Origin of the sequence: Anabaena subtropica FACHB-260, assembly GCF_014697105.1 — a bacterium.
In the GTDB taxonomy this organism is placed as follows: Bacteria; Cyanobacteriota; Cyanobacteriia; order Cyanobacteriales; family Nostocaceae; genus Trichormus; species Trichormus subtropicus.
Map to the genome: position 1 here is coordinate 147,716 of NZ_JACJRF010000002.1, position 22,537 is coordinate 170,252.

Here is a 22,537-nt window from a genome sequence, read left to right on the forward strand (position 1 = left end):
TATGGATAGTGCGTCAGGAAACAAAAATGATACAACAGCATCTCACACAAAACCTTGAGCAAATACAGACTCCAGAAGAATCTATCTGTCCCAACTGTAGTCATCAAGGATTATCGATATTTTACGAAGTACATAACGTCCCTGTTCATAGTTGCCTCATGCTGTCGAACCAGCAGGAAGCTCTAGACTTTCCTCGTGGGGATATACTTCTGGGTTATTGCCATCATTGTGGCTTTATTACTAACTTAGCTTATGACCCTAAATGGTCAGCTTATGCCCCCAATTACGAAGACCAACAAAGCTTTTCACCTACTTTTAATAAGTTTGCTCTTGATTTAGCCAATCACTTAATTAAGAAACATGATTTGCATAACAAAGACATTATGGAGATTGGCTGTAGTAAGGGAGATTTTCTACTGCTGCTATGTGAGTTAGGTAACAATCGTGGTGTGGGAATCGACCCCAGTGTAGTACCAGGAAGGGTGGAAAGTGTTGCAGGCGATCGCGTTATATTTATCCCAGAGTATTATGATCAGCATCATGCCCAGTACGTAGGCGATTTTATCTGCTGTCGTCATACCTTAGAACATATTCAACCCACCGCAGAATTTTTGCAAAAACTTCGCCATTCCATTGGGACACGTACCCAAACGACAGTTTTTTTTGAAGTTCCTGACACCCATCGCGTACTGAAAGACTCAGCATTTGAAGATATTTACTACGAACACTGTTCTTACTTCACCCCTGGTTCTCTATCCCGTTTATTTCGCAATAACGGATTTGCGGTGACAGATTTACATCGGTCTTATGGTAACCAGTACCTTTTAATTGAAGCTCGTCCAGTAGCTGTAACTTCGGATAAAATTCATCCTCTAGAGGAAAGCATTGAACAAACAGCTAGTAATGTCCAAGCCTTTGCTAGTAAAATCCAGAAGCATTTGGAGCGATGGAAGCGCTACTTACAAAAATTGCAATCCCAAGGTAAGCGGACTGTGATTTGGGGTTCTGGGTCAAAGTGTGTTGCTTTTTTGACAACCTTGGATGCTGTTGATCAGGTTCAGTATGTCGTCGATATCAATCCTCATCGTCAAGGTAAATTTATACCGGGGGTTGGCAAAGAAATTGTGTCTCCAGAATTTCTTCGAGACTATCAACCAGATCATGTAATTGTGATGAACTCAATTTACTGTCAAGAAATTCAGCAGATGCTCAATACAATGGGTCTTATGTCAGAAGTTATTGCCCTCTAAAAAGCATCATGACTACGTCTTTTATAGGAATCCGATTTGATTATTGAAAAAAATCTAAATTTTAGATTTTAAAAACATTATCATTTATACCTAATTCAGCAAATACCAAAAATCAAAGATGAATCCTATCTTAACATCAGGAATTTTTATAATTGCATATCCATAAAAGTTCATATCAAGGATTATTATGAAACCATACCTAGAATTTGCACAGCGCTTTTTACTACTTGGAACAACATTCTTAGCTAGTTCGTTGTTATTAACAACCCCTAGTCGAGGAGCTACTCTTGCTGCTTCAGAAGCAGTATTATTGTTGACAGATTTTAGTCACGCTCCGGTGAGTAATTTTACTCGCACCACTGGTAATACCACATCTCTTTCTCAAGGTGGTAGTGTCGTTAGTGAAGGTAATGCGAACGCATATTTAGGAAATATTCCCACAACAGGATTTAACTTTACTTCTAGTTTTGCTACAGGTGAGAATAAAGATTACTCAGGTCTAGCAGAAAGTGAGTCTATAATCAGAGGTATTTTTGATATACCAGAAAAGACTACTTTTTCGTTTAACTTTGCAGCCAATCTCAATTTAAACGCATTAACTTCTCCTCCTACTTGGGGAAATGCCAACACAAGCGGAGAAATATTTTTTGCATTAGTTGATCTCTCAACTAAAAGCACTTTAGACTTTTTCAATGTTGTAGGAAGTCTATCAACGCAAGACGATGAAGATTTCCTAAATTATCAAACAATTGGCAATGTCACTTTGAATGATGAATTGACTGGAGTTAATGAGTATTTAGGTGACAATCAAAAATTCACTACGGCTTATTTTGATGGTTCTGTACAACGTTATTTTACGAACAGAACAAGTTTAGCTTTAGTAGCAGTTAATAGAAATCAAGCTAGCGTTTCTATACCGGAACCTTCAACTTGTATAGGTTTACTGATTAGTTGTGCTGTCGTTAGTATTGTACTAAAAAGAAGTCGCCAAAAAACTATTCCTACTTACTTATCGGCAACAAAGTAGGTTTAATCGGATCGTGTCTGTTTGAACACTAATAGGCATTTCTGAATCAAGAAATGATTCTTTTAGGGTAAGTATCTTGTTTGCCCTTTGAAATATCTGTAGAAGATCAACGCAGTTTATCTCCTACGTTCCTTTAGGGACGTAGGAGATAAGCATCGTCCCGTCAACTTTCTCAGTGCAATTTATCTTGCTGCTTCTATTATTTGACTTAATTGATAATACGCCCTAGCTTTTTCCATTAATCAAATAGGATTACCATAGATTACCTACCAACATACTGACTCATCAATTGCATAACATCAGCGATATCTACATCGCCATCTCTGTCTGCATCTAAGAAAGAATTTAAAACAGAATTTCCACCAGCTTGAGGATTTTGTGCGTTAGCGCCTGATTGCAAAAAGTTTAACACTAACGGTACGATGACTGGCAACATTTGCTGAATTGTACCAACATCTAAACCTGTATGTTGGGCAGCTACCTGTGCTACCTGCTGTTGTATGTTAGGAGAAAAGAGAGAATTCACGGCTTGGGGGTTAGAAGAGGTTCCAGCATATTGATTAACCAATGCTTGGGCTGCTTCATTACCTTCTGTGGCTTGTTTCTGTTGCAAAGCAGAACGTACATAGTTACCTACTATACCTACAACAGATTGCATTGTTGAAGAATTTGTGTTGCTCCTATTACTCAACTGATTTACTGTGTTGATGATACTTCCCAATTGACCTAAACTGGCTTGTTGATTGGGATTGCTAACAGCACTGAGAATTTGGTCAAATAGCCCCATAAGTATTTTCTCCCTTTGTTTTCAACTGTTGTTATTATGAAAGAATTCACTCTGCAAAACTAGAAACTTAAGGATGAAAAATCGGTGAAGGAACTAGTAACGCAAGGCAGAATTCAAAATTCAAATAGGGAACTCTAAAAAATAAATTAGCCAATTTCGGGAATAAAAACGGCGTTCTTTCCCCCTGATCCCTTGTCATCAAAGCTTTCTCTACGTTCCCGCAGGGATAGGATGTTTTTTTACTTGAAAGTCTCTTATAAGTAGGTTGTTAAGTTTCGTAACGCTGTTTTGCTTTAATAACTCGATGGTTATACAGTGATTAACTGTTAGAAATCACTCATAATCAAAATTTCAACATGGTTCGTCATTTAGATAATCGTCTTCAAGTAGCTACAAATGTCAAATTTGATGCTGATTTGCTCAGAAAATATGATCAGTCTTTACCTCGCTACACCAGCTACCCACCAGCCACGGAGTTCAGAGAGAATTTTGCCCAAGCGGATTTTACAGATGCGATCGCTATCGGTAATTATAAAAAAACACCACTTTCACTGTATTGTCATATCCCCTTTTGTGAAAGTGCCTGCTACTTCTGTGGTTGCAATACTGTGATTACACGAAAAAAATCAATAGTAGAACCTTACTTAAATTACCTAACACGCAACATTCAACAAGTAGCAGATAAAATTAATAATCAACGCAATGTTCAGCAATTACACTGGGGTGGCGGAACTCCTAACTATTTATCTCTTTATCAGGTGGAGAGTCTTTGGCAGACGCTCAATGATTGTTTCCAATTTGATGAGAATGCAGAAATTTCCATTGAAGTTAATCCGCGTTACTTGGCTAGGGACTATTTATGTTTTCTCAAAGATTTGGGTTTTAATCGGATTAGTTTTGGCATTCAGGATTTCAATTTCCAAGTACAGCAAGCAGTCAACCGGATTCAACCAGAAGAAATGTTGTTTCAGGTGATGGAATGGATGCGAAACGCTGGCTTTACCAGCGTGAATGTTGATTTGATCTATGGGTTGCCATATCAAACCCTAGAGACTTTTAAAAGCACTATCCAAAAAACCATTAAACTTAATCCCGATCGCATCGCCGTTTTTAACTTTGCTTATGTACCTTGGTTAAAACCAATTCAGCGCCTAATTCCTCCAACAGCATTGCCATCACCGCCAGAAAAACTAGATATTTTGCGGATGACAATAGAGGAATTAACCAGCAATGGCTATGTTTTCATTGGCATGGATCATTTTGCTAAACCCAATGATGAATTAGCGATCGCCCAGCAAAACGGTAAACTACATCGCAACTTTCAAGGATATACTACCAAACCAGAATCTGATTTACTTGGGTTTGGGATGAGTTCAATTAGTATGCTGCATAATGTATATGTGCAGAATCATAAACGGTTACAAAACTATTATCAGAGGATTGATAGTGATGAACTACCCATTGAAAAAGGAATTAAACTTCGTCAAAGTGACATTATTCGCCGCACAATAATTATGGAGTTGATGTGTCAATTCCAACTTTCACCAGATAACATTCAAGAAAAATATAATTTGAGTTTTGATGATGATTTTTCCGAGTACTTTTTAAAAGAGAGACGGCAATTGCAATTACTAGAAGCTGATGGCTTAATTAGACTTTCTCCCAATCATATTGAAGTTACACCTGTTGGTAGATTACTCATCCGCAATATCGCTGCTGTATTTGATGCCTATTTACAAGAGCGTTCAGGTACTGGGTTTTCCAAAGCCATTTGAAGTTTTAGGGAACTCCAAAAAATAAATTATCCAATTTCTGGAATTAACAAGTCATGAAAACCTACATCTGTAATAGTCCTATTCCCTATTCCCTATTCCCTCTCAGTATGTAAGTCATACTTGCAACTGATGCCAAGATTACCAAAAACTGGTCAAATAGAAGTATAGTTACCCATACTGGAGTAATGACAGACCGAGTATTAATTCTGGGAGGACGGGGGCGGATTGGTAGTAGTGTTGCTCAAGATATCGCCACCCATACCCAAGCTCAAATTACAATCACTGGACGTTCCCCAGGGAAAGAGAAGGATATTATCTTACCGTCGGGGAAACGAATGCAGTTTTTGGTGCTGGACTTGGCAGAAGTTGACAAGTTGCGAGAGGCGATCGCCCACTCTGATTTAGTAATCCACTGTGCTGGGCCGTTTCACTACCGGGATGCTAATGTTCTGAAAATCTGTATTGAACAAGGGGTTAACTATTTAGACGTTAGTGACCACCGTTCTTTTACCAGTAAGGCTTTCAAGTATCGTGAAGAAGCTGTTGCTGCTGGGGTGACGGCTATTGTTAATACTGGAATTTTTCCTGGTATTTCTAACAGCATGGTACGTCATGATGTTGAGCAATTCGACGAAGCGGAGAAGATACATTTAAGTTATTTGGTTGCTGGTTCTGGTGGTGCTGGCATAACAGTTATGCGAACCACTTTTTTAGGATTGCAGTATCCTTTTCAAGCTTGGCTAGATGGAAAATGGCAGATAGTTAAACCATATAGTGAAAGAGAAGTGGTTAACTTTCCATCTCCTTATAACAATAGTGGAGTTTACTGGTTTGATATGCCAGAAACTTTTACCCTACCTGAAGCTTTTCCTGGTGTGAAAACAGTTATTACCAAGTTTGGCTCAGTTCCTGATTTCTATAATCATCTGACTTGGATTGCTGCCCATATTTTTCCCAAATGGTTAATGCAGCGTCGTAACATGATTGAATTTTTATCTCATGTCAGCCATTTAATGACAGATGTCACCAATAATTTTAGTGGTATTGGTGTGGCAGTCCGTTCAGAAGTTACTGGGATAAAACAGGGTAAACAAGCAGTATATTGTTCAACTTTAGTACATAACAATACGGCAGGTGCTTCTGGTTGTGGGGCGGGGAGTATTGCCCAATTCTTGCTAGAAGGTAAGTTAAGAAAACCAGGGGTTTGGCCTGTAGAAGAAGCGCTATCAACCGATTTATTTCTAGAAGCTATGGCAAGTCGAGAGATGAATATTAATCATCATTGGTTATAGAATTTCTCTGCTAAAAATCAAAGTTTGTCTATAAACAATACCTCCGCCAAAAAATCCAGTCAAGAAGAGGAAAAGGGGCTGCTCTTGCAGGGGGCAAGGGGGAAGACCGGGACGGAGCTTGGACTCCGCCCCGTATAAGCGTCCTAGAAGGACGGGGCTTGTACCCATGTTCCGCTCCGCTCCACGCAGAGGGGAAGGGCTTGTTCCCCCTGCTCCCTGCTCCCTTCCCCCCTGCCTCTTCCGGTCAAGAAGAGGAAAAGGGGCGGAGGTATTGTTTAATAATTGCTACCTTCAGTCACTTAGGTTCTTGTACCACGAGATCGTTCATCATCTCTATTAATGTCTAATTCTTCACGACGAAGGGTATCTTCGGCTTCAACTGTATCCTGTTCAACTACTTTCTTAATTTTCACTTCCTCACGCAAAACTGCTTCCTTTTGAATATCAGGAGTTTCTTCGTAAACATCCATGCGAGTAACTTCTCCTTCACGGAAGTTGGCCTCAGCAGGCGATACAGTTCTAGTACCTTCTTTTGGTGTAGTGCGTTCAATCACGACACGCTCTTTTTCGACTGGTACAGAAACTCTGGCCGTTTCCGTTTCAACGTGCTTACCAACAGATACTTCTCCTGTTTTTACACGGGATTTATTGGCAACTAAACGTTCTTCGTATAGTTTGAGGTTTTGGTGATCCCGCTCATTCATATCGTAAAGATTTGGTTCATTTTCATAGCTATAGGTGTTACGATCATGAGCATCTACAGGTGTTGATGTCTCTAAAGGTGTTTGTGTAACTGGAGTACGATAAACCCCACGCACCTGTTCTTCATAGTCGTAATCAATCTGTTCCAAATTATGAAAATCTGGCAAGCTTTCTACTTGCCCTTTCGTCAGTCCGATAGCATACACGCGTCGATTAGTGTAGTCTATGCGGGAACGCCCAATTGGTAACAATACTTGTCTACCAAAAAACCAAAAACCTGTGTCAACAACTAAATAGCGGACACGACCAGAATCATCCACTAAAATATGTTTGACATTGCCAACTTTATCATCATCTATGTCTGAATAGACATCAAAATTTCTAGCATCATAGTTATCAAAATCTGCACTACCATAGCTGGCAGCGAACTCTTCCATTTTATATAAAGCCATATTTTTTTCTGCTTCAACATCTATATTTACTATGTTAAAAATATAAATTTTTTCTCCTTCTTTCCCAAGAATGAGATTAATGTCTGTCAATTAATAACTATAGAGTGAAAAGTGGAAAAAATTATATAGCAATGTCCCATATTGTTTTAATTAAATTGGCTCATATTTTCAGGGCTAAAGCCCTAATTACAAACCTTTAATTATTCTTGCCGACTTACTTGAGGGGATGAAGTAAGTGAAAAATTGTCTGCACTAACTCCTCAGGTTCCACAGGCTTAGAGATATGCTTGTGAAATCCGGCTGCTAAGGCTTGTTGTTGGTTGATTTCTCCTGCATAAGCCGTCAGAGCGATCGCTGGGATTGTTCCTCCTTCTTGGGGCGACCATTGTCTAATTTGCCGCATCAGGGAATAGCCATCCATTTCTGGCATCCCGATGTCACATAAAAGCAGGTCGGGGACAGACTGACTCAAGATGGTCAAGGCCTGTAATGCTGAGGCGGCTGTTGTTACTTGTGCGCCAGATTGCATCAGGATAAATTCTGCTAATTCCCGCATATCTGCATCATCATCCACAACCAATATCTGCACATTTGTCAGGTCTGTCATACTGTTTAAATGGTGATCATCAACAGATAATTCTTGTTCAACAACATTTAAAGGTAGCCGGACGCTAAATGTCGCGCCTAAGTCCTGTCCCAGGCTGCTGGCTTGAACTGTTCCCCCATGCAGTTCAGTGAAATGGCGAACGATCGCCAGTCCTAATCCCAGTCCGCCGAATTTTCGTGTTGTTGCCCCATCTTCCTGGCGGAAATATTCAAAGACATGGGGTAGAAACTCTGGAGCGATACCTTTGCCGCTATCCTTGACTTGAATCTGAGCATACATATTCATCTGTTCCAGTCGTACCTCAATTTGTCCTCCAGAGGGTGTGAATTTCACAGCATTAGAAAGGAGGTTCCAAAAAACTTGTTGCAAGCGGTTCTGATCGCCGGAAACATTTCCGGAAATTGGGTTGAGTGTAGTCTTGACTTGAATATTTTTGGCTTCTGCTGCCAATTGTACAGTTTCCAAAGCGGCTTCAATGGTGGCAGCTAAATTAACTGGGGCGACGTTTAACGTCATTTTTCCTTGGAGGATGCGGGAGACATCCAATAAATCTTCAATTAGTTGGGCTTGTAGCTTGGCGTTGCGTTCGATAGTTTCTAAGGCTTGCTCAACTTTTGTGGCAGCTACCCGCTTACTACGTAACATTTTTGTCCAGCCGAGAATTGGATTGAGAGGCGATCGCAGTTCATGGGACAGTACCGCGAGAAATTCGTCTTTAACTCGGTTAGCAGTTTCTGCTTTGGTGCGATCGCGTTGAGCTATTCGATACAATTGGGCATTATCAATTGCCAAGGAAGCACGGTAAGCTAGTTCCTCGGCTAGTTGCACATCGCCTTGATCATATCGATGACCAGACTCGGCAGAGATAAAGGAAATTACGCCAAGAATGCGTCTTTGGGTTCTTAGTGCCACTGTCATTGCAGATTTGAACCCAACTTGTCGTAAAATTTCTAAATGTTCTGGGTCACGGGCTGCTTGTACAAGTAACTCATCGGCAATATCTGCTAATAAATCTGATTGCCCAGTCCGCAATGTTAATGCAGCCCCTCTAGGTTCATTTGGATTCAGGGGATATTTGTGTCTGATTTGTTCAGCCCATTCCAGTTTCACTGGGTCGATGTGAGCTACTGCAATCTGCTCGATATTACCATCTTCTGCAACCATGTGGACTGTACACCAATCTGCTAACTCAGGTACTGCTAGTTGTGCTACTCGCTCTAGGGTGGTTTGATAATCGAGGGAAGAAGCTAGAACTTTACTCGCCTCCGAAAGAAAGCGTTGACCACGCTCTAAGCGTACTTGCTCTGTCACATCTAAAACATAAGCTGAAACTTCCTCTACTTGATTGTTTGAGTTCGTTGTGGGCAGATAGTAAACATTGTAGTAACCGGGTTGGCGATGACCTACGGTCGCTCGGAGACCATCGCTGTGTCCGGGTACACGGACGGCAAAGTTAGGTGAAATGAAGGGATTACCTGTGGCGTAAATTTCGTGAAATACTTGGACTAATTGGGGAGAGGATTCACCAAAAATTTCTGTAATTGAATGCCCCAAATGTTGTTGACGGGTTAGTCCGTTGATTTGGGCTAATGCTTCATTAATGGCGATAAATCGCTGTTCGCCATCTAACAAGGCAATTCCTACTGGAGAGGTTTCAAAAATATTTGCTAGTTGACGTTGTGCTGCTTCTGCCGTTGCTAATGCTAACTGCAAGCGCTCTTCACTGTCTCGTAATGCCTGCTCGACTTGTTTGTAATCGGTAACATCACGAGCAATATTCAGTACCGTTGCCACCGAACCATCAAGGTCAAGCTCTGGGGCGATATGTGACTGATACCAGCGAATACCGCCTGGACTGGGAAAACTAAATTCAATAATTTGTTTTTGCGCTGTTTCAAACACCCGTCCCAAAGTTTCATACCAAAAGCTGTAAACCTCTTCTGGCATTCCTAGATCGGCATTGGTTTTACCAATAAATTGGTCTGCTGGAATACCTGTAGCTGCTTCTATCGCAGGACTGACATAAAGATGGCGAAAATCCCGATCAATGCGGCTAATAATATCTGGGGCATTTTCCGCCACCATTTTGAATTCTTGCTCTCGCTGTTGCAGTTCTGATTCTAAGCGTTTGCGTTCTGTGACATCTTGAAAAATGACAACACCTGCAACAATTTGCCCCTGGTGATCTAAAATTGGTGCTGAATTAGTACTAATGAAAATAGGGCTACGGTCTTCCCAGTGTAAGTGCATTTCTTCGTTAGAGATCACTTCACCCGTCGAGAGTGATCGCGCCAGTGGATAATCCGTAGGAGCATATGGCCGTCCGTCACAGCGCCAAGCCGTAAAAGGAGTAATGGGTGCATATTCTTCCAGTTCTAGTGACTGTTCAAAGTTATACCCAAGAATCTGTTTAGCTTGTTCATTAGTCAAGACTAATTTGCCAGAAGCAGCATCAGCAATCATGACGCCAGCAGGCATTTGTCGCAAAACCGCTTCAAACTGGGCGCGTTCGGTTTCCAGTACGTGCAGCAATCTTTCTCTTTCTGCCTCAGCTTGTTTGCGCTCTGTGATATCACGGAAATAAACTGCCACACCTTTAGCAAATGGATAGGCATTAGCCTCTAACCAACGCTGAACGGGTTCCCCAAATTCTTCCCATGACACAGGAAGTTGTTCTGCTACTGCCTGATGTAGTTTCTGGTAAGCCATACCGCCTACAAGTTCTGGAAAAATCTCATGCCAAACGTGTTTACCAATAAGTTCTGCTGGCGTTTTTACCAAAATTTTTGCAGCCGCCTGATTTACGTATGTGTAATGCCAATTGTCATCAAAAGCCACAAAAGCATCTGTCATACTTTCCAGAATCTTTGTCACCTGGCGCTCAGTCTCTTGAGATGCGATGAGTTGGGTGTGCTGCTGTTGGGCTTGTTTGCTTTCGGTAACGTCCCGACTGATGACTATAACTGATATCGGTGTTCCCTCACTATTCAATTCGGGAACTAACCGAGCTTGATAGAACCGCACACCAAACTGGCCAGTAAATTCAAATTCAATCTCCTGTGCTTGAGTCGTTGTAAATACTTGGCGTAAATGTTCTTCCCAGAACAGGTAAATGGAATCTGAGATAAATTCGGACATAGGTTTGCCCAAAAGCTCATCCCGTGACCATCCCAAGACTTGCTCGACTATCCGGTTGACATATAAGTAACGCAGATGAGAATCGAAACGAGCGATCGCATCTGGAGCATTTTCTAGTAAGGCTTCTAATTCCTGTTTTTGACGCTGCAATGTAGCGATTATTTGCGGTTTTCCAATGCTGACACCATTTGCGCCAATTTCATCGGCGGCGATATTTTGTTCACTTCTCAGGCTGCGGGCAAAGTGTTCAATTAATTCCGAACGAGAAATACCTTGCTTGTGTGCCTCTTCATCAAGCGATCGCCACGCTGTACTGGTAAGAGATACACTATATCGGTGTTTTGTTTCCGAGTCCCAATTACTAACAAACTTACCAGTGGTGTCACGCTTCATGAGGATTCATCCGTATACATACACGGTTTCTTATATTGAACCTGAGTCACTATCTCATCAGGATCTCCCTTAAGACTGAGGTTTTGGCTCAACAAAAAGTTTACATATATGAGCCGCTTTCATGTTTTGGGCAAAGTAATTTAAGGAAGCATCAGGTGTTTTCACCTAGTACTGTTCTCTCACGTCCATAATTATGACGAAAGTCATGGATTCATTTATGACTTTTGTCGGAAGTATTTTTCCGAAAAAACAGATTTAATAAGTTCATGAAGCAACCAAGTGAGCTAAAAGCTATTGCTACTTAATACCGTTAATTGAGTAGATATTTAATATTTAAGGGAAAGACTAAAACTACAATCTATTTTCTTGCTTTCCTTTACAAGGATAGCCACTTAATTGGTGTCCATAAATAAATAGATTTGTTAACTTTTCCTATTTTTATAAATTTTATTAGTTATAACCCTTACTGTTTAACATTTTCTAGCTGAGACAAGGATAATAAATGAGTTACTACAACTTCAACGACCATTTCTGGTCGCCAAAAACAGTCTGCCTTCAAAAACCAACACAAAACCCTGATCAAAAAACTACTTTAAAAAAGAGAATAATAGTATTCTCATCTATGCTAGGTATTACTGTATCTACAATATTATTATTTGATATTTTCTTGAGGATAACAAACACAAATCAAGAAAATGTTTTCATGGATATTAACAATAGTAATTGCTTAATGCTCTCCAAGAACCAAGGAATGCAACTTTACTGCTCTAATCCACAAAGATAAGTAAGTAGCACGGCGTGAATAATCAAAGGTTTGTAGTCAAGTCGCTTTGCTCCAATTAAAAATTAAAAATTATTAATTAAAAATTGCAATTAGTGGGGGCTTGAACCCACCACTGATTGTAGACCACTGAATATTTAATTAAAAAAAGGTCAAAAGGCCCTCCAATGGATGGTAAAAGCGAGTTCCAGTATGTTGCTAACCCCCAAACCTGAGGACTAGAGCCACAACCACCACAGCCAGACCCACAACTGCACAGTACATCACAAACTCTATCTCCCCAACAAGGTAATGGTTCTAGTAGATCATCAAGTTTGAATTGATGGATAAGTAAGTTTGTAGTAAGGACTTTAGTCCTGATTTTTCTAAGGACTAAAGTCCTTACTACGAACCTTCAAAACTAACTTGACAGTCTACTAGCGCACCTCCTTTAGTTGAGCGTGTTGGTTAATCTCACAACCCACCACGCAAGATTTGTTGGGCTTGTACGTAGTAAATCAATAAGAGCGGAGCCGGAAATGCTCTGCTTCAGGTGAATGTAGCTTACTCAGGATTCGTGACGTAGCGGTGACTTGGGTTAAACATTTTAAGTGTACTGTGCAGTGAGAGCTATGACCCCTCACCCCGTTTTGTGGTTGTACAACTTAAAATAGAAAAAAACGACCACAGTGATTACCGTGATCGTAGACGAATTAACTATACAAACTTGATTCTACTACAAACAAACGTCTATTACCCTATCCCCCAAAAGGGGTTTTTTTTTGGGATAAAATATGCTTAACGACGTGTTTAGCACTATTAACACGAAAATATCGTTATCAATCTTTATCTGCCGTCCTCTAACTTGAAAAATTTTACGCTCTTGTTACCTATACTATGGCAGCCAAAAATCAGGTAAGAGAGATTTGCTTAATTTGCGTACTGACTGGTTGAGCGATCGCGCTACTTGGATATGTGCTTCATCTGCTTCTACAGGTAAAATCTCCGTAGGCGTACCTTCTCCCAAATGCGATACGACTAAATTCGCCGCTTCCAAACCTGTAACATAAGCTTTTTCTTGCGACCAAGAACCATGACGGTTAACAATCCAATCACCACTCATAAAGACATTGGTAAAACTAGTCTGGGCTGGCAACATATAAGGATAGCTACCAGGGGCAAAATGTGTTACCGCCTGTGGTAGGCGAATCACACTACTATCAATTACTTCTGCTTCTCGAAATCCTGGTACACAAGTTGTTAAATAACGCTGAACTGTGGACACAATTTCCGCATCACTCCAATTTAGAAACTGATTGGCGTGATAAAAATCAGCTTCAATTACCGCCCCTGCCTCATTTTTATATTCATCATGTAAGGCATTCAAATCAAAGAATGTCCATCCGGTAGTATTATCAAAACCAAAACAAGCATTAGAAGGGCGGGGAATATCAATTTTGCGGTCAAACCAAAGTCGTGTTGCTAAAACATCAATTGCCCCTAAATTATGCAAATTACGAAATTCGGCTCGGCTTTGTAAGCTGGGACTATTGGAGACAATTTTTTTCATCCCAGTGATACCAACTGCAAAAATTACAGCATCAGCAGCAAATACTTCATTTCCACAAACTACACCTGTTGCCCGATTATTACTATCAATAATTAAGTCGGTAACTCGATGTTTGGGTAGCACCTTTGCACCTAATTTTTCGATACGTTCCACCCAAGGACGAAATATTTTTTCCCCTACAGTTCCTCGGCACCAAACTACGTCAAAATCAGCTTGGTGAGCCAAAATGAAAAAGTAAAGCATACCTAATGTAGCGGCGGCGGAACATTGTTCACCAGGAGCAAATAAACCCACCAATAACATTGGTTCAAAAGCTTCTTTATAAAGTCGCGCTGAAACACCAAAATCTTTGAATAATTCCCGCGCAGTTACACTGTCATAACGCCGCCAAGCTGCATCAGAATTATCAAAGTCAACCACAGAATACAGTAAAGGTAAGGCACTGAGACGGTCAATTAATGGCAGACGTTGAAATTGAGTGTAAATAAAAGTGCCTAAAGGTGTGGGAAGCCTTGGTAAATCTTGAAAAATTGGTGATTCTACTTCCAACCCCGCAGGGGAATATTGGGCGGAACGAGTCCAGGTGGTGAAGGGATGAATATCTAATTCGTTAATCAGGGCAAATATATTTCTGTAAGGATACCAAAATCCATGAATCCCCGCTTCTACCGATTTACCACCCGTAGTTTGCCAACCAGCCACCAGTCCACCAGGATAGGGGCCTGCTTCTAGAAGTGTCACATCATAACCTTGCTTTGCTAGATGGTAGGTTGCTCCTAAACCAGCCCAACCAGCCCCTACAACTACCACTCGCTTTTGTTGTAACCCTTCTACCATTTTGCTCTCCGATTGCTTTTAAAGCGATTTTACTCAAAAGATGTCGGGGATGAGTCTTATTTTATTGCTAGTTTTTTGATAGAGTAATGCTTTGCCGATCGCTGGCATCTCTATGTCCCAGATATCGCTCCCTCAATCACTCTACAAAGACCTACCCCTGACTGCGCTTGCGCCCATGCAGGATGTGACAAATCTCTGGTTTATGAAGGTCATTGCCCACTATGGCAGTCCTGACTACTTCTTCACCGAGTATTTCCGTGTAAATGAGACCTCACGGCTCAATCGTCACATTCTGGCAGCAATCACCGAAAACGACACTGGTCGCCCCGTTTTTGCGCAAATGATTGGCGAAAGCATTCCCGACTTAGTAAGAACAGCACGAGAACTTTGTGGTTATAACATCGCTGGAGTTGACTTGAATATGGGTTGTCCAGCACCGAGAATTTATCGCAAAAATGTTGGGGGTGGATTGCTGCTCTCACCAGAAAAAGTGGAGCGAATTTTGGGAGAATTGCGGCAGGCTGTCAACGATCGCCCTTTGACTGTCAAGATGCGCGTAGGCTTTGAAAATACCGATAACTTTTATTCCATTCTAGATATCATCAATCGCCACAGCATTGATTTACTGAGTTTGCATGGTCGCACGGTAAAAGATATGTACCACGGGGCAGTGAAATATGATTTGATCGCGGAAGCGGTCAGACGGGTTGATTGTCCAGTGCTTGCCAATGGCAATATCCACTCGGCGACAATGGCCCTAGAAGTACTTTCTCAAACGGGTGCGGCTGGTGTCATGGTGGGACGCTGGGCGATCGCTAATCCTTGGCTTTTTAATCAAATTCGTCAAGCTTTGCGCTGTGAACCAATCACGCCTGTTCCTTTAGTAGAAGTACGTAGCTATATTGATCGTTTATGGCAAACTCCCAGAGCAGCAACGATGCCAGAGCGCGCGCGGGTAGGTTATCTCAAAATGTTCCTTAACTACATTGCCCTTTTCGTGGACACCGAAGGTCATTTCCTGCGGCTGATGCGACACACGCAGACTGAGGTAGAACTGTTTAATCTGTGCGATCGCTTTCTTCTTGCTGATATTACGAAAAATTTAGCCTTAGCACCCTCTCTAAGCTTGTAATACAATTAAAAATTCAGAAAAATTACTGAAAAAATAAATGCACCTAACGAGTAGGTGCAATGATTAGGCAATTTCAGAAGTAGTAGTATGTAAAACTAAGTAAGTAATAACTTAGGAGTTAATAGAGTTTATCTGAATACTCAATAAATTATCCCCGTAAATCTACTGAATTTTAGACTAAAAATCATAAAAGCAGTGAGTATAAGTATTTTGAGCATGAGCAAATGCTCTTAAGTAATAAATCTTAAATTCCTGATGTCTAGCTCGTCATTGTTATCAGAAATAGATTCTCTGCATCTAATACTAGTGTCGGATGAATATAAAATCCTACATCTTTGTTGTTTCCTGCTACACCTACACCCTTTGCTTTCAACCTTCCTACATGAGACTGCAAGTTAATTTCGCTCGTATCACTGAAGGTCATCGCCCGGTTACTGCGAAATGTGCTGGGATAACCAGTGATACAACCTTAGCGTTCCACGAGAGACTGCAAAGCTGGAAATGCCCAGTCTGTTGGTTGTACATCTGAAAGTTGGGAGATATTGGTGACTTGGGCTTGCTCATCATTAGAATTGTTGACAAATGTGTCCTCAGTAGCATTTGCCGCTTGTCCAAAGAATGCTGGTATTATCAAGCTGGCAGTAGCCACAAGGGACAAAGAAATCTTATTTAACTGCATTTTTCTATCTCAACACCAAATAACCACACGAGAACTATTCCCATTTGTCTACTGTTGCTTTTAGACAAAATCTTTGATTTAATAAAAATTGCTCTCAATTGTTTATTTGACATTTACTAAGATTAAATATCAATAAATTTTAGTCTAGATAAACTAATTTTAGAAAAATCATCCAAAAAAGTTAATTATTTTAGTGAGAAAGTTTATATATAATCTATCAGAGACGTAAGTATATACTTAAAAACTTTAAAAAAGATATTCAACAAAACTACTAAAACTTTTGTTTAATCAGGGGAAAATTATGCAGCGCCGCCAGTTTATCTATTTAGTGGGACTAGCAACAGTTAGCGGTGGGTTAGCGATCGCCTGCGATACAAACCCAACAGATACGGTAGAATCAACATCACAAGCAACAACTGCGAGTGTAACTACTGGAGAATTGGAAAAAGAGTTAGTAGTTTACTCAGGACGTAACGAAAAACTGATTGGAGAGCTAATTAAAAAGTTTGAGCAAGAAACCGGTGCTAAATTACAAGTCCGTTATGGTGATACAGCAGAATTAGCCTCAGCCATTTTAGAAGAAGGTGCTAATAGTCCGGCTGATATTTTCTTCGCTCAAGATGCTGGTGCTTTAGGCGCTATTCAAAAAGCAGATAAAGTCGTCCAGTTACCAACCGCAATCCTCAACCGAGTAGATAGCGCCTACCGTTCACCAGAGGGGAAATGGGTGGGAATTACTGGTAGAGTCCGGACAGTAGATTACAACACAAACTTGGTTAAAGCAGGGGAATTACCGTCGTCTATTTTTGGTTTTACTGAGCCGAAATGGAAAGGTAGAATTGGCTGGGCCCCCACTAACGGTTCATTTCAATCATTTGTCACAGCCTTGCGAGTAGCGGAAGGAGAAGGGAGAGCTAAACAATGGTTGGAAGGTATCAAAGCTAACAATGCTAGGGTTTATTCCAATAACACAGCCATATTAGACGCACTGACTCGCGGTGAAGTAGCAGTAGGATTTGTTAATCACTATTATTTGGAACGCATCAAACAGGAAAATCCCCAAGTACCTGTAGAACACCACTTTACAGAAGATGTTGGTTCTTTGGTGAATGTAGCGGGTATAGCAATTCTTAATACTGCCAAAAATCCCAATATTGCCCAAAGATTTGGGGAATTTATGCTGAATGAAGATAGCCAAAACTACTTTGCTAATCAAACCTACGAATATCCCCTGACTTCGGGAATTTCTCCTAAAGGTAATTTAAAATCTCTCAAACAAATTAAAACAGAAACTCAAAAAATTGATTTGACTAATCTCAATGATTTGGAAGCAACACTGAAGCTTTTACAGCAAGTCCAAATCATTTAAGTAGTTATTAGCTGCATAGTAAGGGGTAAGTCAAGAACAATTTAAAGTTTTTGAGAAAAATTCTTGCTTACTGTTGATACTTAATGGTAATGGTGGAAATGCCAAGAATACTGCAAAAACTTCCTACTAAGGAAAGGTGGAGGACAAGAGATTGAAGACTTTGCCATTGAAAAAAGTTTCAGCTGGTGCTTTAGCTTTTATGCTCACTTGGGGAATCGGTTTGAGTACCAATGCTCAAACAAAAACCCTAACTATTTACTCAGGGAGAGGAGAAAAACTGATTGCACCGTTGATTGAGAGAGCGAAAAAAGACTTAAAATTAGATATTCAGGTACGTTATGGCGATACATCAGAATTAGCGATCGCCCTCGTAGAAGAAGGAAAAAATAGTCGTGCAGACTTGTTTTTTGCTCAAGATGCCGGAGCGTTAGGCACTCTAGAAAGACTCAAGCGGACATTGCCAATTTCCTCTAACTTACTCAACCAAGTAGATAGTCGTTATCGCTCCCCCCAAGGACAATGGTTAGGGATTTCTGGACGCGCCCGTGTAATTAACTACAACACTAAGTTAGTTAAACAAAACGAATTACCGAATACAGTTTGGCAGTTAACCCAACCAAAATGGCGCGGTAAAGTTGCTTGGGCCCCAACCAACGGTTCATTCCAGTCATTTGTTACCGCCATGAGAGTGCTAGAGGGAGAACCAAAGACTCTACAATGGCTACGAGCCATGAAAGCCAACGGTGTAAAAGATTACCGAAATAATACAGCGATCGTGGAAGCTTTGGGACGAGGAGAAGCACATCTGGGTTTAGTGAATAACTACTACCTACCCAACCTGAAGAAAACTAATCCCAATTTACCAGTAGCAGCACACTACACCAGCAAAGATCCAGGCTCAATGATTAACATCGCCGGTGTCGCAATTTTAAATTCTACAGATCAAAAAGCAGACGTAGAAAAATTGATTGGCTATCTCCTCAACTCCAGTTCACAAACTTACTTTGCTCAACAGACTAATGAATATCCCCTAGTCAAAGGTGTAGCAGCACCAGCAAACCAAGTACCTCTGAACAAACTGAATCCCGCCAGTGTCAACCTCACCAACTTAAACGACTTACCCGGAACATTGGAACTACTACAACAGGCAGGAGTTTTGTAAAACTTGAAATCTTCCGTTCGCCCTCCATTATTTCTTACCATAGCAGCAGGAGTAGTAGCGATCGCTATTGCCCTGCCATTACTTTACCTGGTGATTCGTGCCTTGGGTATTGGTGGGGAAGAGTTTTGGCAATTAATCTCTCGTCCCCGCAATGTCTCTATTTTCTTCAACAGTGCCGCAATGGCGGCAACAGTCACCTTATTTTCCGCCCTAATTGCCGTACCATTGGCATTTTTAACCGTGCGGACAGACTTACCAGGACGCAGCTTTTGGTTAGTAGCCACCACATTACCCTTAGCAGTCCCCAGCTATGTAGGTAGTTTTGCCCTGATAGCCACCTTAGCCCCAAGGGGAGGCTTTTTACAGTTGTTGTTAGAACCATTGGGGGTAGAAGAAATACCTTCCATTTATGGTTTTCCTGGGGCAGTTTTAGCAATTACCTTATTTACTTATCCTTACTTACTGCTGAGTGTCCGTTCTGGCTTACAAGGTATCGATCCATCCATAGAAGAAGCTGCCCTTAGTTTGGGTTATAACAGCCGAGAAACCTTCTTTAAAGTAGTTTTACCCCAATTAAAACCTTCACTAGTTGCAGGTAGCTTATTGGTCGCTCTGTATTCCTTGCGGGACTTCGGTACACCTTCCTTAATGCGGTTCGATGCCTTTACACGGGCAATTTTTCTGCAATACAAAGCCAGTTTCAATCGCAACTCAGCCGCAGTTTTATCATTAATGTTAGTCACCCTAGTATTACTGATTTTATGGCTAGAGTATCGGATGCGATCGCGGGCTGCTTATTATAGTCGTGGTTCCGCTTCCCTACGTCCACCCAAAATTGTCAAATTAGGTATTTGGAAATGGCCGGCTGTCGGCTTTTGTCTCCTCATCACTAGCTTGGGGGTAGTCTTACCAGTCAGCATAACCATATTTTGGCTGATTCGCGGATTCAATACAGGTTATACCTTTCCCAATTTGCTCCCGTCTATTTCTAACTCAGTGTGGGCGGCTGGACTCGCAGCTTTAGCCACTACCATCTTTGCTTTACCAGTAGCCATATTATCAGTGAGATTTCCTACTAAAATCTCAGCCATCATAGAACGATTTTCTTATATAAGTTTTGGTGTTCCCGGTATTGTTATTGCCTTATCACTGGTATTTTTTGGGGCAAATTACTTGCCTTGGCTATACCAAACCTTACCCATGCTGATATTTGCATATTTAGTTTTATTCTTACCCCAATCCGTAGGCACAGTACGCAGTTCACTTCTACAAGTAAATCCCCAACTAGAAGAATCAGCCCGCAGCTTAGGTAGAACACCTTGGCAAGCATTACAAGAAATTACCTTACCTCTAGTCAGGTCAGGAATTTTGAGCGGTGCGGTGTTAGTCTTCCTCACCGCCATTAAAGAACTACCTGCAACCATGCTGCTAGCGCCCATAGGTTTTAACACTTTAGCAGTGCAGATTTGGCAAGCCACAGAAAACGTAGATTTTGCCGATGCAGCCTCAGCTTCCTTAGCCATGCTATTGGTTTCGATGGGTTCAACTTTATTGCTGCTATCTCAAGAAAACATCAAAAAAGACAAAGTAGCAAATAAACTTCCAGTGCCAACAAAGCTCTAGTTTGGAGATAGATATCTCCATTTTCTGCTTTACTATCTCCTTATCTACTTATGCAACAAGCAATCCTACACCTACAAAACGTCACCAAGCAATTTTCAGAAAGTACTTATCCGGCGGTGGACAATGTATCTTTAACATTGCAACAAGGCGATGTATTAGGATTGCTTGGCCCCTCTGGTTGTGGTAAAACTACCCTGTTGCGAATGATTGCAGGCTTTGAGCGCTTAGAATCAGGAACAATTGAAATTGGTGGACAGGTTGTTTGCAATACCTCTAAATATATACCAGCAGAACAGCGTGATATTGGTGTTGTCTTTCAAGATTATGCACTGTTTCCCCATTTGAATGTGGCAGAAAACGTAGCATTTGGCTTGAGAAATATTAGTAAACAACAAATACAAAAACGTGTAGCCGAAGTTATAGAATTAGTTAGCCTAAAAGGTTTAGAAAAACGCTACCCCTACGAACTTTCTGGTGGACAGCAGCAACGGGTAGCCCTCGCCCGCGCCTTAGCACCCCAACCACAAATCATGCTTTTAGATGAACCTTTAAGCAATTTAGATATTCAAGTTAGGTTACGCTTGCGTGAAGAAGTACGAGAAATTCTCAAAGCAGCCGGCACATCAGCAATTTTCGTCACCCACGACCAAGAAGAAGCATTAGCCATCTCTGATATAGTAGGTGTGATGCAGCAAGGGCATTTAGAACAGCTAGGCACACCAGAAGAAATATACACACATCCAGCCTCAAGATTCGTCGCGGAGTTTGTCACTCAAGCTAATTTCCTTCCCGCCCGTCGTCAAGGTAATTTATGGGAAACCGAAGTTGGTAGTTTTGAAATCCCCGTACACCATAACAACGATACAGGCGAAATTATGATTCGCCAAGAAGACTTGATATTAAAACCTACTACTGATGCTCCCGTAGTCATTCGCACACGCAGATTTTTAGGGCGGGAGTATCAATATTGTTTGCAAACTCCCTCTGGTAAAGAACTTCACGCACGGACAATGACAAATACCGCGTTACCTGTGGGTACAAAGGTGCAGATATCCATAGCCAGTGATGCGGTAAAGGTTTTCCCTGGATGAATCAATTCAAAATTCAAAATAGCCTACGGCTTCTCTACAAGAGGCTAACGCCAACGCGGTAGCGTTGCGTAAGCAAAGGCTTGCTATGGATGATTCTCTTAGGCAGATAATTCAGATATTAGGTAAGAAATAGTGACCGCAAACATCGCTAACAGAACAGGAATTATAGTGCTAATCTCTAGTTTTCGTCGCTTTAATATTTCAATTAAGGACATTGGTACAATTAAAGGCCAGAAGACAGTTGTAATTAAACACATCACAAAAGTTAAAAATTTATCTTCTGGGGAAGAAGTCGGATGGCGCAGAGAAAATCTCACCCAGTTACTAAAAAAATAACAAGTCATTAGTAAGTAACTGATAACTAAAGTTAATTGTATTTGACTCATAACCAAACCTCTTGAATACACAGTTGATTATTCCACCAAAATAACTTGAGCGAATTAATTACACAATGGATTAAATAGCAGTAAATCAAAAATTAACAGCAAATCCAAATACTGATTAAAGAAATGGACTTGTTTAAAACATGAAATGAGTACTGAGTGCTAAGTAAAAACACTCGTCTCTAAACTCTAAAGCTAAGAAAATCTACCATCTACTTTAAAGAAATTGCAAGTTAAATGCAATTTTTTCGTCAGATTTGACTAAAAAGCAAAAAAATAAGCGTCAATATATGGCGCTTGGGTAAGAGAAGATTAATTAAGTGATAATTAATCCTGAGAATGATTCTGAGGAAACAAGCAGGCGATCGCCGCCCAACCAGATACAGTGAGTAAACTAACCAAAAATGTAGCCATAACAAAAGCCAACATACCAACCATCCGCAAAGTCTCCATAATGAAGATGTAGGCTGTATATTTTTAACCTAGCAGTTGGATATGACGGAGACGC

The 22,537-nt window shown here is 40.9% G+C and carries 15 protein-coding genes and 1 pseudogene; 10 read left to right on the forward strand and 6 right to left on the reverse strand.

The genetic code is table 11. From position 1 onward, the window contains the following. The first annotated feature begins 26 nt into the window (after nt 1-26). Both H6G18_RS01930 and H6G18_RS01935 read left to right on the forward strand, forming a co-directional pair. Nucleotides 27-1,250 carry a class I SAM-dependent methyltransferase gene (locus H6G18_RS01930; protein ID WP_190405388.1) on the forward strand — a complete coding sequence of 408 codons (1,224 nt, stop codon included), beginning with the start codon at nt 27-29 and terminating at the stop codon, nt 1,248-1,250. A 187-nt stretch (nt 1,251-1,437) separates the two neighbouring features. Next, complete coding sequence (locus H6G18_RS01935; protein WP_190405389.1) at nt 1,438-2,277, forward strand: PEP-CTERM sorting domain-containing protein; 840 nt, start codon at nt 1,438-1,440, stop codon at nt 2,275-2,277. A gap of 262 nt (nt 2,278-2,539) precedes the next feature. Here H6G18_RS01935 and H6G18_RS01940 read toward each other — a convergent pair whose 3' ends face one another. Beyond that, nucleotides 2,540-3,064 (reverse strand): DUF937 domain-containing protein, encoded by a 525-nt coding sequence (locus tag H6G18_RS01940; protein ID WP_190405390.1) that lies wholly within the window; start codon nt 3,062-3,064, stop codon nt 2,540-2,542. Nucleotides 3,065-3,420: 356 nt separating this feature from the next. Here H6G18_RS01940 and hemN point away from each other — a divergent pair, with 356 nt between their 5' ends. Both hemN and H6G18_RS01950 read left to right on the forward strand, forming a co-directional pair. Then, nucleotides 3,421-4,839, forward strand: coding sequence for an oxygen-independent coproporphyrinogen III oxidase (gene hemN, locus H6G18_RS01945; protein ID WP_190405391.1), 1,419 nt, complete (start codon nt 3,421-3,423; stop codon nt 4,837-4,839). Between the two features lie 185 nt (nt 4,840-5,024). Next, nucleotides 5,025-6,131, forward strand: a complete 1,107-nt coding sequence (locus H6G18_RS01950; protein ID WP_190405392.1) for a saccharopine dehydrogenase family protein — start codon at nt 5,025-5,027, stop codon at nt 6,129-6,131. Between the two features lie 299 nt (nt 6,132-6,430). Here the strand turns inward: H6G18_RS01950 and H6G18_RS01955 are convergent, their stop codons facing one another. The 3 genes from H6G18_RS01955 to H6G18_RS01965 all read right to left on the reverse strand — a co-directional run bounded on the left by H6G18_RS01955 (nt 6,431) and on the right by H6G18_RS01965 (nt 14,590). After that, nucleotides 6,431-7,285, reverse strand: a complete 855-nt coding sequence (locus H6G18_RS01955) for a DUF2382 domain-containing protein (protein ID WP_190405393.1) — start codon at nt 7,283-7,285, stop codon at nt 6,431-6,433. Between the two features lie 214 nt (nt 7,286-7,499). After that, nucleotides 7,500-11,423, reverse strand: coding sequence for a hybrid sensor histidine kinase/response regulator (locus H6G18_RS01960; RefSeq protein ID WP_190405394.1), 3,924 nt, complete (start codon nt 11,421-11,423; stop codon nt 7,500-7,502). Between the two features lie 1,655 nt (nt 11,424-13,078). Continuing rightward, complete coding sequence (locus tag H6G18_RS01965; RefSeq protein ID WP_190405395.1) at nt 13,079-14,590, reverse strand: hydroxysqualene dehydroxylase; 1,512 nt, start codon at nt 14,588-14,590, stop codon at nt 13,079-13,081. 112 nt (nt 14,591-14,702) lie between these two features. Here H6G18_RS01965 and H6G18_RS01970 point away from each other — a divergent pair, with 112 nt between their 5' ends. Further along, a complete protein-coding gene (locus H6G18_RS01970; protein ID WP_190405396.1) occupies nt 14,703-15,722 on the forward strand; it encodes a tRNA-dihydrouridine synthase family protein in 1,020 nt (339 codons plus the stop codon). A gap of 259 nt (nt 15,723-15,981) precedes the next feature. Here H6G18_RS01970 and H6G18_RS01975 read toward each other — a convergent pair whose 3' ends face one another. Together H6G18_RS01975 and H6G18_RS01980 are read right to left on the reverse strand one after the other, a co-directional pair. Further along, nucleotides 15,982-16,146: a hypothetical protein gene (locus H6G18_RS01975; protein ID WP_242040152.1), complete on the reverse strand. Its 165-nt coding sequence runs from the start codon at nt 16,144-16,146 to the stop codon at nt 15,982-15,984. A gap of 48 nt (nt 16,147-16,194) precedes the next feature. Further along, nucleotides 16,195-16,401, reverse strand: a pseudogene (locus H6G18_RS01980) (iron uptake porin); the annotation flags it as partial. A 301-nt stretch (nt 16,402-16,702) separates the two neighbouring features. Here H6G18_RS01980 and H6G18_RS01985 point away from each other — a divergent pair. The 5 genes from H6G18_RS01985 (at nt 16,703) to H6G18_RS25155 (ending at nt 21,982) form a co-directional block, all read left to right on the forward strand. After that, nucleotides 16,703-17,770, forward strand: coding sequence for an iron ABC transporter substrate-binding protein (locus H6G18_RS01985; RefSeq protein WP_190405397.1), 1,068 nt, complete (start codon nt 16,703-16,705; stop codon nt 17,768-17,770). Between the two features lie 166 nt (nt 17,771-17,936). Continuing rightward, complete coding sequence (locus tag H6G18_RS01990) at nt 17,937-18,932, forward strand: iron ABC transporter substrate-binding protein (RefSeq protein ID WP_313954409.1); 996 nt, start codon at nt 17,937-17,939, stop codon at nt 18,930-18,932. Nucleotides 18,933-18,935: 3 nt separating this feature from the next. Then, a complete protein-coding gene (locus H6G18_RS01995) occupies nt 18,936-20,555 on the forward strand; it encodes an ABC transporter permease (RefSeq protein ID WP_190405398.1) in 1,620 nt (539 codons plus the stop codon). 50 nt (nt 20,556-20,605) lie between these two features. Continuing rightward, nucleotides 20,606-21,646, forward strand: a complete 1,041-nt coding sequence (locus H6G18_RS02000; RefSeq protein WP_190405399.1) for an ABC transporter ATP-binding protein — start codon at nt 20,606-20,608, stop codon at nt 21,644-21,646. 132 nt (nt 21,647-21,778) lie between these two features. Continuing rightward, the gene (locus tag H6G18_RS25155; RefSeq protein WP_190405400.1) at nt 21,779-21,982 is read left to right on the forward strand and encodes a hypothetical protein; all 204 of its coding nucleotides are present in this window, start codon (nt 21,779-21,781) and stop codon (nt 21,980-21,982) included. Nucleotides 21,983-22,537: the final 555 nt, after the last annotated feature.

Excerpts from the sequence above, each read along its gene's own strand:
- H6G18_RS01930 (WP_190405388.1), top strand. The coding sequence starts at position 27 with ATGATACAACAGCATCTCACACAAAACCTTGAGCAAATACAGACTCCA.
- H6G18_RS01935 (WP_190405389.1), top strand. The coding sequence starts at position 1,438 with ATGAAACCATACCTAGAATTTGCACAGCGCTTTTTACTACTTGGAACA.
- H6G18_RS01940 (WP_190405390.1), bottom strand. The coding sequence starts at position 3,064 with ATGGGGCTATTTGACCAAATTCTCAGTGCTGTTAGCAATCCCAATCAA.
- hemN (WP_190405391.1), top strand. The coding sequence starts at position 3,421 with ATGGTTCGTCATTTAGATAATCGTCTTCAAGTAGCTACAAATGTCAAA.
- H6G18_RS01950 (WP_190405392.1), top strand. The coding sequence starts at position 5,025 with ATGACAGACCGAGTATTAATTCTGGGAGGACGGGGGCGGATTGGTAGT.
- H6G18_RS01955 (WP_190405393.1), bottom strand. The coding sequence starts at position 7,285 with ATGGCTTTATATAAAATGGAAGAGTTCGCTGCCAGCTATGGTAGTGCA.
- H6G18_RS01960 (WP_190405394.1), bottom strand. The coding sequence starts at position 11,423 with ATGAAGCGTGACACCACTGGTAAGTTTGTTAGTAATTGGGACTCGGAA.
- H6G18_RS01965 (WP_190405395.1), bottom strand. The coding sequence starts at position 14,590 with ATGGTAGAAGGGTTACAACAAAAGCGAGTGGTAGTTGTAGGGGCTGGT.
- H6G18_RS01970 (WP_190405396.1), top strand. The coding sequence starts at position 14,703 with ATGTCCCAGATATCGCTCCCTCAATCACTCTACAAAGACCTACCCCTG.
- H6G18_RS01975 (WP_242040152.1), bottom strand. The coding sequence starts at position 16,146 with ATGACCTTCAGTGATACGAGCGAAATTAACTTGCAGTCTCATGTAGGA.
- H6G18_RS01985 (WP_190405397.1), top strand. The coding sequence starts at position 16,703 with ATGCAGCGCCGCCAGTTTATCTATTTAGTGGGACTAGCAACAGTTAGC.
- H6G18_RS02000 (WP_190405399.1), top strand. The coding sequence starts at position 20,606 with ATGCAACAAGCAATCCTACACCTACAAAACGTCACCAAGCAATTTTCA.